The organism is Ruegeria sp. HKCCA4008, from assembly GCF_013033125.1.
Classification (GTDB): Bacteria; Pseudomonadota; Alphaproteobacteria; order Rhodobacterales; family Rhodobacteraceae; genus Ruegeria.
This window is the reverse complement of record NZ_WQDM01000016.1, coordinates 1-16,508: the sequence shown is the minus strand read 5'-3', so window position 1 is coordinate 16,508 and position 16,508 is coordinate 1. Positions and strand designations below refer to the sequence as shown.

Here is a 16,508-nt window from a genome sequence, read left to right as displayed (position 1 = left end):
TGAAAATTCATCTCGGAAAAATTCGATTGGCCTGCACGCGTCAGAGGTGCGCGGAACCAACCAAAGCGGGATGCGGGCCCGGAACGAACGGCTGGTGTTGTCGCTTGTCCGGCGTCATCAGGCCCTTGCGAAGTCCGAGATCGCGCGCATGACCGGACTGTCGGCACAAACCGTTTCCGTCATCATGCGGCTGTTGGAGAAGGATGGTTTGCTGTTGCGCGGTGAGCCGGTCCGCGGGAAGGTCGGGCAACCTTCCGTTCCCATGCGCCTCAACCCGGATGGTGCGTTTTTCTTTGGGCTCAAGGTCGGGCGCCGCAGTACCGAGCTGGTTTTGACTGACTTTGTCGGAAATGTGCGGCAGCGCGAGCGGCGAACCTATGACTATCCAACGCCAAAAGCCACATTGGAGTTTTCCACTGAGAGTCTGGGCAAAATGATATCATCCATGCCGCCTGAGGCCAAAGGCAGGATTGCGGGACTTGGGATTGCCATGCCGTTCTACCTATGGGACTGGGCCCAGACCCTTCAGGTTCCTCAGGAAGAAATGGACCCGTGGCGCGTATCAGACCTGAAGGCTGACCTGGCGCGGCGCCTCGATATTCCGGTATTCCTGCAAAATGACGCCACTGCGGCTTGTGGGGCGGAATTGGTATTCGGTCCAGCCGATGGGCCCAGGGATTTCCTGTACTTCTATATCGGGTTTTTCATTGGCGGCGGTGTGGTCCTCAATGGCGCAATCTTTTCGGGGCGTGGAAACGCGGGCGCAATCGGCCCCTTGCCTGTGCCAGATGATGCCGGTGGTGTCAGACCCCTTATCGACGTGGCCAGCCTGTACGTGCTCGAGCGTGCAATCACCACGGCAGGTGTCACGTCGCATTCCATTTGGGAAACGACCCAGCGTTGGGATGTGCCAAAAGTTCAACTGGAATACTGGTTGAAACAGACGGCGAGCGGGATTGCCTATGCGATTGTCTCATCCTGTAGCCTGATAGATTTCGAATGCGTAAAGGTTGACGGCTGGATGCCGCAGGACATCAAGGCGCGTTTGGTTGAAATGGTCGAAGACAAACTGTCTGAGCTTAACCTGACCGGTCTCGAGCGCCCTGCCGTGCTGGCAGGGGCCGTGGGCCCGGAAGCACGCTCACTGGGCGCGGCAAGCCTGCCGTTGTCGGAAAGGTATCTTTCAGAAGCTTAGATGTGAAATCACCCTGTTGCCTTGGATATTTCACAAACTGGTTCACTCTCGCAAACTGCCGAACTCATTATTTTCGATGGCCGTAACACATTTTCGTTGACGGAAGGCTGAGTTGTCTGGCAAGCCGCTCGGCATGTCCGGTTCCGGGGCTTGCTCTGGAATCAATAGGGAATGCGGTGCGGGCTCTGGCCCAAATCCGCAACTGCACCCGCAACTGTAAGCGGCGAGCAGGGCTGAAACGCCACTGGGGTTTGCCCGGGAAGGCCGGTCCAACGCTTTGACCCGCAAGTCAGGATACCTGCCGGACATGTGCCCTCATAAGGGGCACTCCTAATCGGCGGCGGGATGTGCGTCGGACCAGGATGCCTGAAAGGGTGATTTGGCGTTGAATATCCCGTGGTCAAAACGAATTTCGCGCCGGGATTGGCGCGACGGGACAAGGACGACTGTTCATGAAAACGCTGCTCAGCGCAGCCGCTGCCGCGGTGGCTCTTCCTGCCATCGCAAATGCGCATTTCCTTTTGGAATACACCACCGACACCATGATCGAGAAACCGGGCGATGTGCCGGTCAAACTGATTTTCTGGCATCCGTTCGAGAATGGCCATGTCATGGATCTTGAAAAGCCGCAGGAATTCTATGTGATCCACAACGGTGAAAAGACCGATTTGCTGGACACGCTGGAACCTATCCGGTTCACCGGCGGGGAAAACGAGGGTGCGGCGTTCAAGGGCAGTGTCCCGGTCAAACGTTCGGGCGACTATGTGCTGGTGACGGTTCCTCAGCCTTATTATGAGGAATCCGAAGACATCTATATCCAACAGCTCACCAAAGCCTTCCTGAACCGTAACGAATTGCCGACCGACTGGATGAATCCCGTGGGTCTGCCGACCGAGATTATCCCGCTGAACAAGCCGACCAACATCATCGCGGGTTCGACTTTCACGGGCCGTGTGCTGGCTGACGGTCAGCCGGTTGCGGGCGCCGAGATCGAGATCGAGTACATGGCCGCGGAACCCGACATGGAAAGCTCGGCCGCTTCTGCACCGAAAGCGTCTCCTATGCCGGGTGGTGCGGTGGTCGCAATATCTGACGACAACGGGTATTTTTCGTTCGGCGTTCCAAAAGCCGGTTACTGGGGTTTCGCTGCCCTTGGTTCCGGTCCGGCAACCGAACATGAGGGCAAAGAACTCAGCCAGGATGCGGTCATCTGGATTCGTGCCTGGGATCTGGAGTAACCCCAAATGCACATCGTCGACGGAGCCCTTTCCAACCCGGTTGTAATTGGCGGCGCCATAGCCGCCGCGGGCGGGATCGCCATGGGTCTTAGGTCTCTGGATCTTGATCGCATCCCCACTGCGGGCGTGCTGTCAGCCAGTTTCTTCGTGGCATCGTTGATCCACGTACCCATTGGTCCGTCGTCGGTTCATCTGATCCTAAACGGCATGGCCGGGCTGCTGCTTGGTTGGGCCGCATTCCCGGCTTTGTTCGTCGGGCTTTTGCTACAGGCGGTTTTTTTCGGCTTTGGCGGGTTGACGGTGTTGGGGATCAACACCGTCAATATCGCCTTTCCCGCTGTGGTGGCCGGAATGTTGTTCGGTCGTCTGATCGCGCGTGGAACGCCTTTGCAAGGTGCGATTTGGGGGGGCGTCGGCGGCGCATTTGCGATTGCGGCGACAACCGGCATGGTCGCGTTTTCCCTCGCGCTGTCGGGGGATGAATTTCTGCCTGCCGCCAAGCTTGTTTTCTTCGCCCATATTCCTGTCATGGCCATCGAGGCGATTTTGACCGGGTTCGCCGTGTTGCTGGCACGCAAGGTCAAGCCCGAGCTGTTTTTCAGAGGAGCAGCCACATGAAGCATCTGGTTGTCATACTGGCCATGTGCTGTGCACCTGTGCCTGTCCTGGCGCACAAGGTCATAGCCGGCGTTTTCGAGTCGGGAGACGTCATCGAGGGCGAAATCGGCTTTTCCAACGGCGACATGGCAAGCGGCACCGAGGTCATTGTCACCGGCCCGGATGGGGCTGAGCTGGGTCGATCGGTCACTGATGCGGACGGTTTCTTTGTCTACACGCCGACCTCGGCCGTGGCGCACACCTTCTTTGCCGACCTTGGCGCCGGGCATGTGGCCGAAGTCACGATGTCTGCCGAAGATGTCGCGCGGATCATGGGCGTTGCCGTGGCGGAAAACGGAGACTCGTCTTCGGCTGCTCTGGCGCAGGCCAGCGGTTCGGCGGCGTCTCTCAGCGCCGAAGAACAGCAGGTTATCGCCAAAGCCGTACGTGACGAATTGCGCCCGCTCAGGCGCGAGATTGCGGCTTATCGCGAACAGAACGACCTGCAAACCATCCTTGGCGGGATCGGGTACATCGTTGGTCTGTTCGGTCTGGGCTTTTACATGGCGGCCCGCCGCAAGCTGGCGTCCTGATGGCACACGTTCTGGGGCACAAGGAAAAAACGCTGTCCGAAGCCGGTGACGGGCCAGAAGGTCTGATCAGCCTGCTGGATCCCCGGATGCGGATCGTCATGGCAGTTGTTTTTGCAGTCGTGACCGTGGCGCTGTCATCCCTCGGCGCGCTTTGCGCGGCGCTGACAGTGTCGCTTTCGCTTCTGATAGTTTCACGTCTGCCGCGGCGAAAGACATTGAAGCGAATGGCCATGATGGATGGGTTCATCCTGTTCATGCTTGTCCTGTTGCCCTTTTCCATGCCCGGGGATCCGATGTTCACGCTTTGGGGATTCTCCGCTAGCTGGCAGGGATTTTGGAAAGCGGTCGAGATTGCCTTGACCGCCAATGCCGTGATCCTGTCCCTGTTGGTTTTGGTCGGGACGATGGAGCCGGTCACACTGGGCCACGCCCTGCATCGTCTGCGGTGCCCCGAAAAGCTGGTTTACCTGCTGATGTTCACGATCCGGTATATCGAGGTCTTGCGCGAAGAATACCTGCGGCTGCGCGCCGCCATGAAGGTGCGTGGTTTTCGGCCAGCCACAAACTGGCATACCTATCGCAGCTTTGGCTACCTTGTGGGTATGATGCTTGTGCGCGCTATCGAAAGATCGGAACGCATCCTGGCCGCTATGAAGTGCCGGGGGTTTTCCGGGCGTATGCCGTTGCTTCAGGAATTTGCCCTGACCCGCGCGGACATTGTGTTTGCGGCTGGCTTCAGCGGCCTCTGCCTGGGTCTGATCATTCTGGAATTCGCATGACACTGATCGCGCTTGAAGACATCTGTTTTTCCTACCCCGGCCAGCCACCCGTTCTGGACGGGGCAAGCCTGAGCCTGAGCGCGGGGCAGCGCCTGTCCCTGACAGGTCCGAACGGAGCGGGGAAATCGACGCTCCTGCGGATTTTGCTTGGGTTGCAGCGCCCGTGTTCGGGCACCGTCACCGTTCTTGGTCAGCAACGCGTGGAAGAGGCTGATTTCCATGAGGTCCGCCGCCGGGTGGGGCTTGTATTTCAGGATGCGGACGATCAGCTGTTCTGCCCGACCGTCGCCGAAGACGTTGCTTTTGGTCCGCTCAATCTGGGCAAGACCCGTGACGAAGCACTTGCCATCGTCGACAAAGTTCTGGGCGATCTGGACCTGATGCACTTGAAGAACCGCATTACCCATAAATTGTCGGGCGGAGAAAAACGGCTGGTGACCCTGGCGACGGTTCTGGCGATGGAGCCCGAAGTGCTGTTGCTGGACGAACCGACGAATGCGTTGGATACGAAAAACGAAGCGCGCCTGCTGGAAATCCTGCGCGCGCTACCACAGGCGATTTTGCTTGTCAGTCATTCGCCGGCGTTCCGCTTGGAACTGGCGCCCGATGAACTGGATCTTCGCGACGGAAAGCTTGTGCCGGTCTGACCTGTTCTCGTGGCAACCAGAAATGGTGGTTTCAGAAAGGCTATCACACCTCCTGAGCCACGCCATGAAACGGAAAGCGAACCTTGTATGGCGTCAGCTTGGTTATGTGCGCCTGCAGCTCATCAGCCCATATTTGACCGCCCATGCCCGAAAGGACCCGCGTCTGCGCCTGTCATGTTTCACAGGTAGCCGGGATTGCGCACCGCCTTTGCGGTTGAATTCGAACACGTCGATTATCCGCTCGGCACAGCCACAGGCTTCGCCCATGCCGACTTTGGCGAAATAGAATTTCTCGAAACGCTCGGGGTTTTGCATGGCTGACCTCCTGAATGCATTGAACCCCATGAAGGGCGCATTGCCAAATCACTTTCCTGCGTTTCAGGCAGCCGCGCTATGGCGCGGCGAATTCGCTTCCTGTCCAGACATTGTCCAGTTGATTGAAGACCGGTGAGGTAATGAGCATTTCAGCGGAATATAGCAGTTGCAGCTCATCCGCAAACCGCGTGACGCCCGGCACAAGCCCGGTGATGTTGCGCCATTCCGCCCAGGTTCCCGGATTTGACAGACTGGTCGGATTGCCGGGATCGGCGGGCTGGTGCCACCCGGCGGCGTTCAGCAGTGGTGTGAGCGCAAAGCGCGCATCATTGCCGTCGACCTCGGTACAGGCAGAGGTATCGCATTCCCAACTTGTCCAGTTCGCCGCCGCGATGGTTCCGGCGATCGGAGCGGCGGCGTCGATGACCCGAACCATGACCTCGAACCCGCCACCAGCCGTCGGACGGCTGAGCGACAATGGGTCTGTCGCCACGGCGTGCAAAGCCGCTGTTGGCGCCAGGCTGAGTGTACGACCGATCAGAGCCAGCTGCGCAGAGCCGTCTGTTGCGGGTGCAGACCCCGCAGCAGGCAGTATCCTGGCCGGTGTCAAAATCGGAACCGCGCCACCGCGGATCGTGATTTCCTGCACCGCATTGTCAAAGGCCGGAACAAAATCGCTGCGGATCGTATAGGTCAACGGGAAGCTGGGTTGTTGTGGCCCCGCAGGTCGGGCACTGTCACGTGTGACAAAGGACAACGGTGGAAGGGCACCGGGTTGTGGCAGCGAAATCTGCGGCCCTGCTATGCCCAGAGCGGCCGCGATCATGCGCGCGCGCTGTTCGGCCTCTCCATACTCGCTGAGCAGATTAATGTAACCGCCGATCTCGGTGATATTGCGCGGGGCAGGGATGCGGGATGGGGCAATGTCGCCCGCGATGGCCAGCCTGTGGGCTATAACCTCTCGGGCGCGCTGTATCGCCGGAGAATTGGTGGTTTCAAGAATATTGATGATGGCCTCGGCAAGGCTTTCATCGATGCCCGGTTCGGGGGTTGCATTTGTGCTGGTGTCACTCATCGTCGTCCTCCGCAGGGGCGCTCAGGCCATTGAGGAAATCCAGTACGGATTGGCTGCCGGCCTTGGTTGCGCTGCCGTCATCTGCATCTGTATTGGCTTTGGTAAAGGCCCCGAAAAGCTTGGCCAGAAGCAAAGTGTTGGAAGGATTGGCCAGAGCCGCAGCACCACCGGGGAAATCCTTGAACAGGTTTTGAACGAAACCGGCCCGGTTGCCATCCGGTTGCCCGCCAATCAGCGCAGAAACTCCCGAAGCGTTCTTGGCGATATCCTCAAACCCCTTGAGCTTTGCGGCATTGTCGGCATCTGTCTTTTTCTTCTCGGCGGCCTGCTTTTTGGCTTCTTCCTCTTTGCGGGCCGCGGCGATCTCTTGCCCCTTGCCCGCAAGCTCAGTGGCCTTGCCGACAAGCTCTTTGGTCAGATCCGTCGCCGTGTCTATGGCCTTGTCCCGACCGGCGGCGACCGATTGCGTTTCAAGGGCCAGTTGCGCCTGCAACTCTTTCAGGCCCGTCAGATCGGCTCCCGCCCGTGCAAGATCAGGCGCGGCTTTGAGGATCTGAGCCAGTTGCGAAGTGGGCACAGCCTGGCCCGTGCCAATGTCGCCGCCTGCGATGGTGAGCGTGTTCGAAGGTTGATTGGCCGGCAGGTCTGATGGCGCACGGGTGCCAAAGATCGCATCGCTGTCCGCGGGCAGGACCGGCGTGTCGCCGACCGGGGGAGGCGTCGGGCTGTCCTGCCAGTTCCAGAAGCGGCGATGGTCGATCATCTCGCAGGAATTGCAGCGGCCCAGAACGGCCTCGCCCAACAGGCCCCTGGTCGGCAGCGAGATCGTGCGGCGCGGTGGCCGGAAGTCTTCGCGATGGAAGGCCAGCAGGCTGTCCTGAATGTCGCCGGTCCGCATCTCCATTCTGTCGGCCAGATCGGGCGGGATCGAAAAGGGCATGATCATCGCATTGCCGTAGAAGCCCAACACCTTGTTCTGGACCGTGCTGAGCAGCGATATCTCGCTTGAGGCGTCATCCAACCCGCCATCGGGCACGCCGATGGTGAAGCGTTCCAGCAGGATGGCCCGCTCCTCATCCGTCATACTGGCCCAGATCACGCGGGAATAACGAACGGTGTCGGCAACGATATGCTGATACATTTCTTCGATCCGCCGCAGATCACGACGTGACAGCACATCCGGCACTTCCTGTACGGAATAGGGCAGGGTCGCAGGCAAAGCCTGGAATGTGTTGTCGTCAACGATGGTCTGTGCGTCTTCATTCATGCGCGCTTCGAACTCGCTGATCATCGGCGCGCCGACCAGATCGTCGAAATCCGAGCCTGAAATCGTCGTGTGAAGGCTTCGGTTGATGTTGCGCGTGGCGCGATCCAGATCATCCGCATCTTCCAGGTTCGAGATATGTTCCCAAATGTTGAAGATGTTGATCGGGTCCGGGCCGGTATAGAATGAATAGGCAAAAGAGCCCGTCCGCCTGCGCAACTCGACGCGGGCGATGTCGGAACGTTCGACCGAGCGGGGCAAAGCCACGGATCCGGTATAAGTCCGCCGGTTGGTTGGATCACGGCGCGCGTCAGCCAGCCGAACCAGCAGGTTTTCGCGTGTCTCGGCAGGCAAGTCATGCAGGTTGTCGATGTCGATCGGCGATCCGGTCAGGGGCACTGGCCCAACGCGGTCGCCATCCTGCGTGAAGATCACCGCGGATATGTCATCATTGGGCATGAAAGTGCCCTGAGCCTCGAAGCTGACGATGTCCTGCGCGACACCCGGAGCATTCTGCGGTGTCGCGTCCTTGTCCGCGTAAAACTCTTCCAAAAGTTTGAGGGCGGTGCGGAACCTTCGGCGGTTTCGGAATACGCGGCGGAACACGTCTGCGTGGCGCAGGATCACCTTGTAGCGGCTCAGCAATCCGGACCGGCTGACATTGCCCGGCAGCTGATCGCCTTGCCCCAAACGGCGAAAGCGGATGAGCTGCATGGGAACGAAGACGACCAATTGTACGCCTTCGATCCGCGTTTCCAGGGAAAAGTCGCGCAGAACTTCGAACCATTGCATCGTCATTGCATGACAGTGGTTGCGGTTGGCCACGAATTTTGTTGTCGCCGTCCGCCGATCACTTGCGGTGGCTGTGCGAACGCTGGTTCGGGCCGAACTTCGCTTGACCGAAGCAGCCCGTTCCAGCGCGGCCGAGAATGTCTCGTGCGTGTCCGACAGAAAATCGCGTGACGTGTTCTGCGTGTTGGACGAACTGCCTGACGAGTTGGAGCTGGAACGCGCGCCGCTGAAACCGACCCCGCCCACTATGGCCCCGATGCCGCCGAACAGACCGCCACCAATGCCACCGGCCCCCCCGAAGCTTTTTGTGAACGCCTTGGTCGAGAAAGAGGATGTTCCCCGGATCACTTCGTCCAATGCGGTTTCGAATGTGCTGTCGAAAGAGGTATCGCGCGCCTCTTCGAATTCCTGTTGTTCCTCGAAGGTCAGGCTTTCGCGTTCGCGCACGGTCAGGGTTTCACGCTGTTCCGACACGACGATCCGTTGTTCCTCGCCCGGGGCAAGCGGCAGGGAATAGACCAGACGCCCCAATGACATTCCGGCGTGAACGGCGGTTGAACGCATCTTGGCGATATAGCCAAGCGCCAGGCTGGAAGCTTTTGGCACATCCTGCGGGCGCTGTTCCAGGTCTTCGAAAAAATCCTCGATATCAATGGGTTCGTCAATCGGTATCCGATCGCGGAAATCCCAGTCTCCGCCGTCATTGTTGAATGCGCTCAACAGTGTTTCGGCAGAAAGATTGGCCTGCGCAAAGGTGCCGCCCGGAATTGTCGTGACAAAGCGATTGCCGCCAACGGGGCGGGTGCGAACGATGTTTTTCGGCCCGACAAGCGGGTCGATCAGCCGATAAAGAACCGAATAACGCCGCCGCGAAACCGTGCCTCCTTCGGTTCGGTATTCCGAAGCGCAATCACCTTCGCCCAGCACGATGGGCGCCTGCGTGCCGGTAAAGTCGGATATGTTTTCTTCCGCATCCTCGGGATCCACCGGCAGAATATCGGCAAGCTCACCAAGGATCGAGCGCTGCAAAGGGAGGACGGTGCGATCCAGCACCACGAGGCCCAGTTCGCCATCCAATGCATCAATGCGCGGCACTGCTTCGGTCAGAGTGGTGTTCTGCCCGCGAATCCGCAATCTGAGGCCATTTTGCGGCAGGCGCAGATTGGGTAGATCCAGCGAAAACAGGCCCCGCGCATCCGTTACGGCGGCTTTTACAGCCCATGAAAAATCCCCGTTGTCGATGCCTTCACTGGCGGTAAAGGTTGGGCGCAGCGCTTCAACGATTACCCGCTCGGCAGGGGTGCCGTCGGGATTGATCAGTTCACCGCGCAGTTTCGGGGCAAGGGTTGGGACGACAGCGCCCAGAAACCCGTCGGCCAGATCCTTGCGTATGGTTTCAAGCTGACGAAAGACTGCACCGGTGGCCTGTACGCGCTGATCGACCAGATCGTTGATCACCTCGGCAGACAGGTCAATGCCGACACCACGGCGCAGCGCCTTGAGCTTCTCGGCTTCGACGCGCCTGTGATCGTCAAGGCTGTCAGCCGTAAAACCGGTCGATCCCGAGAGTTCCGCCGAGATCGTGGGATTGGGTCGAGAGGTCGGAAGGGACAGCGTAATGCGCGGGGGCTCACTGCTGGAGTCGGACATGAAGTCACCTCGTAGGAAAGCGCTGCAAGAAACTGAGTGCCGGGAAAATTCAAATCTCGAAAGTTGACCCAACGTAACATGTTTCGGGGATTCGCAAAAGAAACGCCCGGGCCCGCCTTTTCCGCGACGCGTTTCGAACGCGGGTACCAAAATGCCTTACAGCAAAGAATCTGGCGATTACTTCGTGAAACCGGTTGCCTTCAGCTTCTGCGCCAGCAGGCTCATTTGCTTGTAAATTTCACCTGCATCGCGGTGCCACGCCGCTACATCCGCGCCCTGCTGGGCAACGACCTCTGCGTCCCCTCTTGCCGCCGGACCGGTCAGGGCAGATTGCGGGCCAAGAAGGTCAACGTTTTCGACTGTGCTGCTCAACAAACCAGCGTTGAGCTTGCGGGCAGTTTCGTCCGGCACGCCGGCCTCGGCCCACGCTTCGCGGGCGATGGCCTGCAAGACAACGGCGAAGTTGTTCGATATCACAGCGGCTGCATGGTACAGGCTTTTGCTTTCAGACCGGATGGGAAAACAGGTGGCTCCCAATCCTTTCAGAAGCGGCTGAATGAACGCTATGGCGTCTTCGTCGCCTTCCAACCCGCACAGTGCCTCTTTGAATTGCGCGGCAGCGGCCTGTGGATCGGCGAAGGACAGGACGGGATGAACGCTGGCCAGCGACCATGAGAGGCTTCGCAACGGCGCCAGTTGCTCGGCAGGAAAATAGCCGCTGCAATGGAACGCCACTGAAGGCTTCCCGGTTTTTTCTTGGTTTTCGAACGCCTCTTTCAATTCGTGGGCCACCGCAGAAATTTGCGTGTCGGGCACCGAGAGGATCCACAGATCAGCTGGCCGCAAATCGGCATAGCTTGCGGCAACGCGCCCGGTTTTGGACAACTGGGCGGCTTCATTTGCCGACTGAAAGGATGTGCTCAGAATATCCTGGATCCGGCAGCCATCAGTGCCATCCAGAAGGCTGATCAGCGTTTTGCCGACCCGCCCGGCACCGACAACGTTTATTTTGATTTCAGTCATCTGGGCTCTCTGTTCCTGTCGTCTAGTCCGCCCCACGGTGGGACGAATAGAAAAACGCAATCGCTTGAGTTCTGTTTTTGACGTTCAGCTTCTCATAGATATTGGACAGGTGAAACTTGACCGTGTTGGTGGATATCTGAAGTTCCTTGGACAGTTCCCGGTTCGACATCCCCTGTGCCAGGGCCTCCAAAATGGCGCGTTCCTTGCGCGACAGGCTTTGAATCGGATCCTGTTTCATCTTCCGGACGTCGATGAACGGAAACACCATCTTGCCTGCTGCCACTTCGGCGCAGGTCTCAAGAAGGCCTTCGACCTCGCCCGAGCGGGCTGCAAATCCAGCGGCGCCCGCCTGCATCGCCAATCGCGGGACATCCCCAGAGGCATCGCCATAGATGACAAAGCGCGGCGCATCGGCCTGATCGCGCAGCACCTCGATCAGTTTGGCGGCGCCCAGGGCCGGAAGCGTCCAGTCCACGACGCCGACCTGTACGGGTATCCGCATCACCGTTCCCAGAAACCCTTCCGCCGTCGCCGATGTGGCGACCAGAGAGAATCGGGGATCACGTTCGAAAATTTCCGACATGGCCGAAAGCACCAGCGGGTTGCTGTCCGCAAGCATGATGTCGATGGGTTTGTCCGATGTCTCAACCATATGATTTTGCCCATATTTTATAAAAAACTATCCAAAAGAGTGGGGTAGATTTCGGTATACCGTCGTATTTTTGCCAAAACGGGTAGGAAAATACCCACACTATTAGCCATCCAAAAGCAGTAGTAAGTTACGTTGCGCCATCCGGCAAGCTCGCGTTTTCTGATCGGTATCTTGAACCATCAGGCCGCAATGCCCGGCCAACAGCCGAGGATGTCAGACCATGACCTTTCAGATTTTCCCTCCGCTCGAAATTCCCGAGACCCTTGCCGCAGGGCCGGGGCCGGGCAATACGGATGTGCGTGTCCTGAAAGCCTTCGCCGGCGCAGGGGTCGCCGATCACATGCAGGGCGATGTCCTCAGGGGCATGATCGAATGCAAGCACATGCTGCGGAAAATCTGGGGCACACGGAACGCTTACACTTTCGCTGTCGCGGGTACCGGCTGGAGCGCTCTGGACACCATGTTCTCGGCCATCATGCCCGGTGACAAGGTTGTGGCCTTCACCAACGGCACATTTTCGGGGATCGACGCGCTGACGCTGCGGATCAAGGCGGCAACGCCCGCCGAACACGCGGCCAGCCCGCTTGACCCGCAGGCGGCCAGTGTCTCGGTTGTCGAGGTTCCACATGGCCGGCCGGTGACGGCTGAACTGGTTGAAGCCGCTCTGGCCGAACACAAGCCGAAATGGGCCTTCATGGCGCATTGGGAAACCGGATCGGGCAGGGTGAACGATCTGCGCGGTTTCTCGGAGGCATGTGAACGTCATGGCGCCATGGGGCTGATCGATGCGGTCTCGTCACTGGGTGTCGAAGACTTTGCGATCGATGACTATCCGGGTGTGGCAGGCTGGGCATCCTGTCCGCAGAAAGGCCTGTGCTGCCTGCCGCTGACCTATGCCCCTGTCAGCTTTGCCGATGCTTATATCGAGGCGCTGAAATCCACAGGTGCTTATACCTATGTGCACAATCCGATCTTCGAGGCCCGCCACTGGGGCATCGTCGATGGGCAGGACGTGGAAAAGGGCACCTATCACCGGACCCATTCCGGATATGCGGTTGCGGCATTCCACGAGTCATTGCGCCTGACCTTGCAGGAAGGTCTGGCCAAGCGGTCGATGTCTTACCGGACGCATGAAAAGGTTCTTCGGGACGCGGTGACCGAGATGGGGTGCGAGGTCACCTCGGACATGCCCAGCCTGATCGTGCTCAACCTGCCTTCCGCGCTTTCTGGCCTCGAGATGGAACTGGTGCAGAACTGCCGCGCCCGCGGGTTTGGCATCTGGCCCACCTTGAGCGAACCGGTGCAGGTGCGCATCGGCATCCTCAATCAATTGAATCGCGAAGCCGTCAGTCGGATCGTGCGCCTGTTCGCCGAAGCCATTCGTGAGCTGGGCGGAGAGGTCGATCAAGACGCGATCGAAGCTCTGCTGGAAAGCCGTTACGGCACTTCAATAGCTGCTTAAACAGGAGCGCATCAGATGGATATCCACGAATACCAGGCGAAAGAAGTCCTTTCGAAATTCGGCGTCGACGTGCCCGCAGGCGCGCTTGCCTACAGTCCCGAACAGGCGGCCTACCGGGCGCGCGAACTGGGGGGCGACAAATGGATTGTCAAGGCGCAGGTCCATGCAGGCGGGCGCGGCAAGGCCGGAGGGGTCAAGCTCTGCAACAGCGAAAACGAAATCTACAAGGCTTGTGATGATCTGTTCGGTCGCAAACTGGTGACGCATCAGACAGGTCCTGAAGGCAAAGGCATCTATCGTGTCTACGTCGAAGCAGCAGTGCCGATTGACCGGGAAATCTACCTTGGCTTTGTTCTGGATCGCTCCAGCCAGCGGGTGATGATCGTCGCCTCGTCTGAAGGCGGGATGGAGATCGAAGATATCTCGGCCGACCGCCCCGACAGCATTGTCAGGTCCATCGTGGAACCGGCCGTCGGGCTTCAGGAGTTTCAGGCCCGTGAAATCGCCTTCAATCTTGGGGTTGAAGCCAAACTGATCCAGCAAATGGTGCGGACGTTGCAGGGCTGTTATGCCGCCTTCAGCAATCTTGACGCCACGATGGTTGAAATCAATCCGCTGGTCATCACCGGTGATGACCGGGTGCTGGCGCTGGATGCCAAGATGAGCTTTGACGACAACGCCCTGTTCCGCCACCCGCAGATTGCCGAACTGCGCGACAAGAGCCAGGAAGACCCGCGCGAAAGCCGCGCTGCGGATCGCGGGCTGTCTTATGTCGGGCTTGACGGCAACATCGGTTGCATCGTCAACGGGGCCGGTCTGGCGATGGCCACCATGGACACGATCAAGCTGGCAGGCGGCGAGCCTGCAAATTTCCTCGACATCGGCGGTGGCGCGTCGCCTGAACGGGTGGCCAAGGCGTTCCGGCTGGTCCTGTCGGATGACAATGTTCAGGCCATTCTGGTCAACATCTTCGCCGGTATCAACCGCTGCGACTGGGTGGCTGAAGGTGTCGTTCAGGCGTTGAAGGAACTTGACCTCGATATTCCTGTGGTCGTGCGGCTGGCCGGAACGAATGTCGAAGAAGGACAGAAGATCCTGGCCAAATCCGGACTGCCGATCATTCGCGCCACGACGCTGATGGAGGCGGCAGAACGCGCTGTGGGCGCGTGGAAAAACGACCTTACTCAGGGCACCAAAATGAGGGTTGTGTAATGAGCATTCTTCTCGATCGTGACACGCGTGTCATCGTGCAGGGCATCACTGGGCGCATGGCGCGGTTCCACACCAAGGACATGTTGAACTATGGCACGAACGTGGTGGGTGGCGTCGTGCCGGGCAAGGGTGGCGAAACCGTCGAAGGCGTTCCGGTCTTTGACACCGTCAAACAGGCCGTCGAAGCCACCGGCGCCGATGCCAGCCTGGTCTTTGTGCCGCCCCCGTTTGCGGCGGATTCCATCATGGAGGCCGCCGATGCGGGCATCCGCTATTGCGTCTGCATCACCGACGGCATTCCGGCACAGGACATGATCCGGGTAAAAAGGTACATGTACCGCTATCCGAAAGAAAAGCGCATGGTTCTGACCGGTCCGAACTGCGCCGGCACCATCTCGCCCGGCAAGGCGTTGTTGGGCATCATGCCGGGGCATATCTATCTTCCCGGACATGTAGGGATCATCGGCCGTTCGGGGACATTGGGATATGAGGCGGCGGCCCAGTTGAAAGAGCGCGGAATCGGCGTTTCGACCAGTGTCGGAATCGGGGGCGACCCGATCAACGGATCGTCCTTCAAGGACATCCTTCAGCGGTTTGAAGACGACGAAGACACGCATGTCATCGCCATGATCGGCGAAATCGGAGGCCCGCAAGAGGCGGAAGCCGCCGAATACATCCGCGACCACATCTCCAAACCCGTGATCGCCTATGTCGCCGGCCTGACCGCTCCGAAAGGCCGTACCATGGGGCACGCGGGCGCGATCATCTCGGCCTTCGGCGAAAGCGCCAGCGAAAAGGTCGAGATCCTGTCCGCCGCGGGTGTCACCGTGGCCGAAAACCCTGCCGTGATCGGTGAGACGATCGCCCGCGTGATGGAGGCTGCGTGATGGTCAAACCTTCGGTTCTGGTTACCCGTCGCTGGCCTGCTGCCGTCGAGGCGCAGCTGGCCGAGAACTACAACACCGTATTGAACACCGGCGACAAACCCATGTCCCCGGCTGAAATCCGGCAAGCGTTGAAATCCTATGACGCCGTGCTGCCCACCGTAACGGACACGCTGAGCGCCGAGGCACTGGATGTGCCGGGTGTGCAGACGAAAATCCTTGCCAATTACGGCGTCGGCTACAGCCATATCTGTGAGCCGTCGGCACGCGAGTTGGGTATGACCGTGACCAACACGCCCGATGTTCTGTCCGAGTGCACCGCCGATATCGCCATGACGCTGCTTTTGATGGTGGCGCGTCGGGCGGGTGAGGGCGAACGCGAGCTGCGTGCAGGTCAGTGGACGGGATGGCGGCCCACGCATCTGGTCGGGACCAAGGTCAGCGGCAAGACACTGGGCATCATCGGATATGGCCGCATCGGACAGGAGATGGCCCGCCGTGCGCATCACGGGTTCGGCATGGACGTGCTGGTTTGCAACCGTAGCGCCGTATCGCCCGATGTTCTCGCCGAATGCAACGCAAGACAGGTGGCTACCATTGATGACCTGCTGCCGCAATGTGACTTCGTTTCACTGCACTGTCCGGGCGGCGCAGCCAACCGCCATCTGATCAATTCGCGCAGACTTGGCCTGATGAAGCCTGACGCATTTCTGATCAACACCGCACGGGGCGAAGTGATTGATGAATGGGCGCTGATCCAGGCGTTGATGTTCGACATGATCGGCGGCGCTGCATTGGATGTATTCGATGGTGAGCCGCGGGTCAGCCCGGACCTGTTGCAATGCGACAACCTCGTCATGCTGCCGCATCTGGGCAGCGCAACCCGCGAAGCGCGCGAGGCGATGGGGTTTCGGGTTCTCGACAACCTGAGCGATTTCTTCGAAGGCCGCGAACCTCGGGACCGCGTGATCTGAGGCCACCTTCAAACATCACGCAATGGCGTCCAACGCAGCCGTGGCTGCGTTGCGTTCCTCAATTAGGAGATATGACCAGTGAATGCCCCGCACCGTTCAGACGGATTTTTCACCCAGTCCCTTGCTGATCGTGATCCCGAGCTTTTTGGCTCGATC

General features: G+C 59.2%; 15 protein-coding genes and 1 riboswitch. Of the genes, 10 read left to right on the top strand and 5 right to left on the bottom strand.

Annotated features, from left to right (window positions below):
* Positions 1-70 precede the first annotated feature (70 nt).
* The 6 genes from GOW60_RS20475 to GOW60_RS20450 all read left to right on the top strand — a co-directional run bounded on the left by GOW60_RS20475 (position 71) and on the right by GOW60_RS20450 (position 5,049).
* A complete protein-coding gene (locus GOW60_RS20475) occupies positions 71-1,195 on the top strand; it encodes an ROK family transcriptional regulator (RefSeq protein WP_171230752.1) in 1,125 nt (374 codons plus the stop codon).
* Positions 1,196-1,316: 121 nt separating this feature from the next.
* A riboswitch (cobalamin riboswitch) is annotated at positions 1,317-1,516 on the top strand.
* Between the two features lie 131 nt (positions 1,517-1,647).
* Positions 1,648-2,433: a DUF4198 domain-containing protein gene (locus tag GOW60_RS20470; protein ID WP_171230733.1), complete on the top strand. Its 786-nt coding sequence runs from the start codon at positions 1,648-1,650 to the stop codon at positions 2,431-2,433.
* A gap of 6 nt (positions 2,434-2,439) precedes the next feature.
* Positions 2,440-3,051: a cobalt transporter CbiM gene (gene cbiM / locus GOW60_RS20465; protein WP_152460423.1), complete on the top strand. Its 612-nt coding sequence runs from the start codon at positions 2,440-2,442 to the stop codon at positions 3,049-3,051.
* The gene (locus GOW60_RS20460; protein WP_171230732.1) at positions 3,048-3,623 is read left to right on the top strand and encodes a cobalt ABC transporter permease; all 576 of its coding nucleotides are present in this window, start codon (positions 3,048-3,050) and stop codon (positions 3,621-3,623) included. Before cbiM ends, GOW60_RS20460 begins: the two co-directional genes overlap by 4 nt.
* Positions 3,623-4,402, top strand: coding sequence for a cobalt ECF transporter T component CbiQ (cbiQ, locus tag GOW60_RS20455; protein ID WP_171230731.1), 780 nt, complete (start codon positions 3,623-3,625; stop codon positions 4,400-4,402). Before GOW60_RS20460 ends, cbiQ begins: the two co-directional genes overlap by 1 nt.
* Positions 4,399-5,049: an energy-coupling factor ABC transporter ATP-binding protein gene (locus tag GOW60_RS20450; RefSeq protein WP_171230730.1), complete on the top strand. Its 651-nt coding sequence runs from the start codon at positions 4,399-4,401 to the stop codon at positions 5,047-5,049. Before cbiQ ends, GOW60_RS20450 begins: the two co-directional genes overlap by 4 nt.
* A 102-nt stretch (positions 5,050-5,151) precedes the next feature.
* Here the strand turns inward: GOW60_RS20450 and GOW60_RS20445 are convergent, their stop codons facing one another.
* The 5 genes from GOW60_RS20445 to GOW60_RS20425 all read right to left on the bottom strand — a co-directional run bounded on the left by GOW60_RS20445 (position 5,152) and on the right by GOW60_RS20425 (position 11,820).
* On the bottom strand, positions 5,152-5,364 hold the full coding sequence (locus GOW60_RS20445) for a hypothetical protein (RefSeq protein ID WP_171230729.1): 213 nt from the start codon (positions 5,362-5,364) through the stop codon (positions 5,152-5,154).
* A 76-nt stretch (positions 5,365-5,440) separates the two neighbouring features.
* On the bottom strand, positions 5,441-6,439 hold the full coding sequence (locus GOW60_RS20440; protein WP_171230728.1) for a hypothetical protein: 999 nt from the start codon (positions 6,437-6,439) through the stop codon (positions 5,441-5,443).
* Entirely contained in the window at positions 6,432-10,145 is a 3,714-nt protein-coding gene (locus GOW60_RS20435; RefSeq protein ID WP_171230727.1) for a hypothetical protein, read from the bottom strand. The genes GOW60_RS20440 and GOW60_RS20435 overlap by 8 nt, the downstream gene beginning before the upstream one ends.
* Before the next feature lie 177 nt (positions 10,146-10,322).
* Positions 10,323-11,168: a Rossmann-like and DUF2520 domain-containing protein gene (locus tag GOW60_RS20430; protein WP_171230726.1), complete on the bottom strand. Its 846-nt coding sequence runs from the start codon at positions 11,166-11,168 to the stop codon at positions 10,323-10,325.
* A 22-nt stretch (positions 11,169-11,190) separates the two neighbouring features.
* Positions 11,191-11,820 carry a response regulator transcription factor gene (locus GOW60_RS20425; RefSeq protein ID WP_224859546.1) on the bottom strand — a complete coding sequence of 210 codons (630 nt, stop codon included), beginning with the start codon at positions 11,818-11,820 and terminating at the stop codon, positions 11,191-11,193.
* A gap of 220 nt (positions 11,821-12,040) precedes the next feature.
* Between GOW60_RS20425 and GOW60_RS20420 the strand changes: the two genes are divergently transcribed.
* The 4 genes from GOW60_RS20420 to GOW60_RS20405 are packed head-to-tail and all read left to right on the top strand — an operon-like array spanning position 12,041 to position 16,352.
* Positions 12,041-13,282, top strand: coding sequence for an aminotransferase class V-fold PLP-dependent enzyme (locus GOW60_RS20420; protein ID WP_171230725.1), 1,242 nt, complete (start codon positions 12,041-12,043; stop codon positions 13,280-13,282).
* Between the two features lie 15 nt (positions 13,283-13,297).
* The gene (locus GOW60_RS20415; RefSeq protein WP_171230724.1) at positions 13,298-14,494 is read left to right on the top strand and encodes a malate--CoA ligase subunit beta; all 1,197 of its coding nucleotides are present in this window, start codon (positions 13,298-13,300) and stop codon (positions 14,492-14,494) included.
* Entirely contained in the window at positions 14,494-15,381 is an 888-nt protein-coding gene (sucD, locus tag GOW60_RS20410; protein WP_171230723.1) for a succinate--CoA ligase subunit alpha, read from the top strand. Before GOW60_RS20415 ends, sucD begins: the two co-directional genes overlap by 1 nt.
* A complete protein-coding gene (locus tag GOW60_RS20405; protein ID WP_171230722.1) occupies positions 15,381-16,352 on the top strand; it encodes a D-glycerate dehydrogenase in 972 nt (323 codons plus the stop codon). Before sucD ends, GOW60_RS20405 begins: the two co-directional genes overlap by 1 nt.
* Positions 16,353-16,508 lie beyond the last annotated feature (156 nt).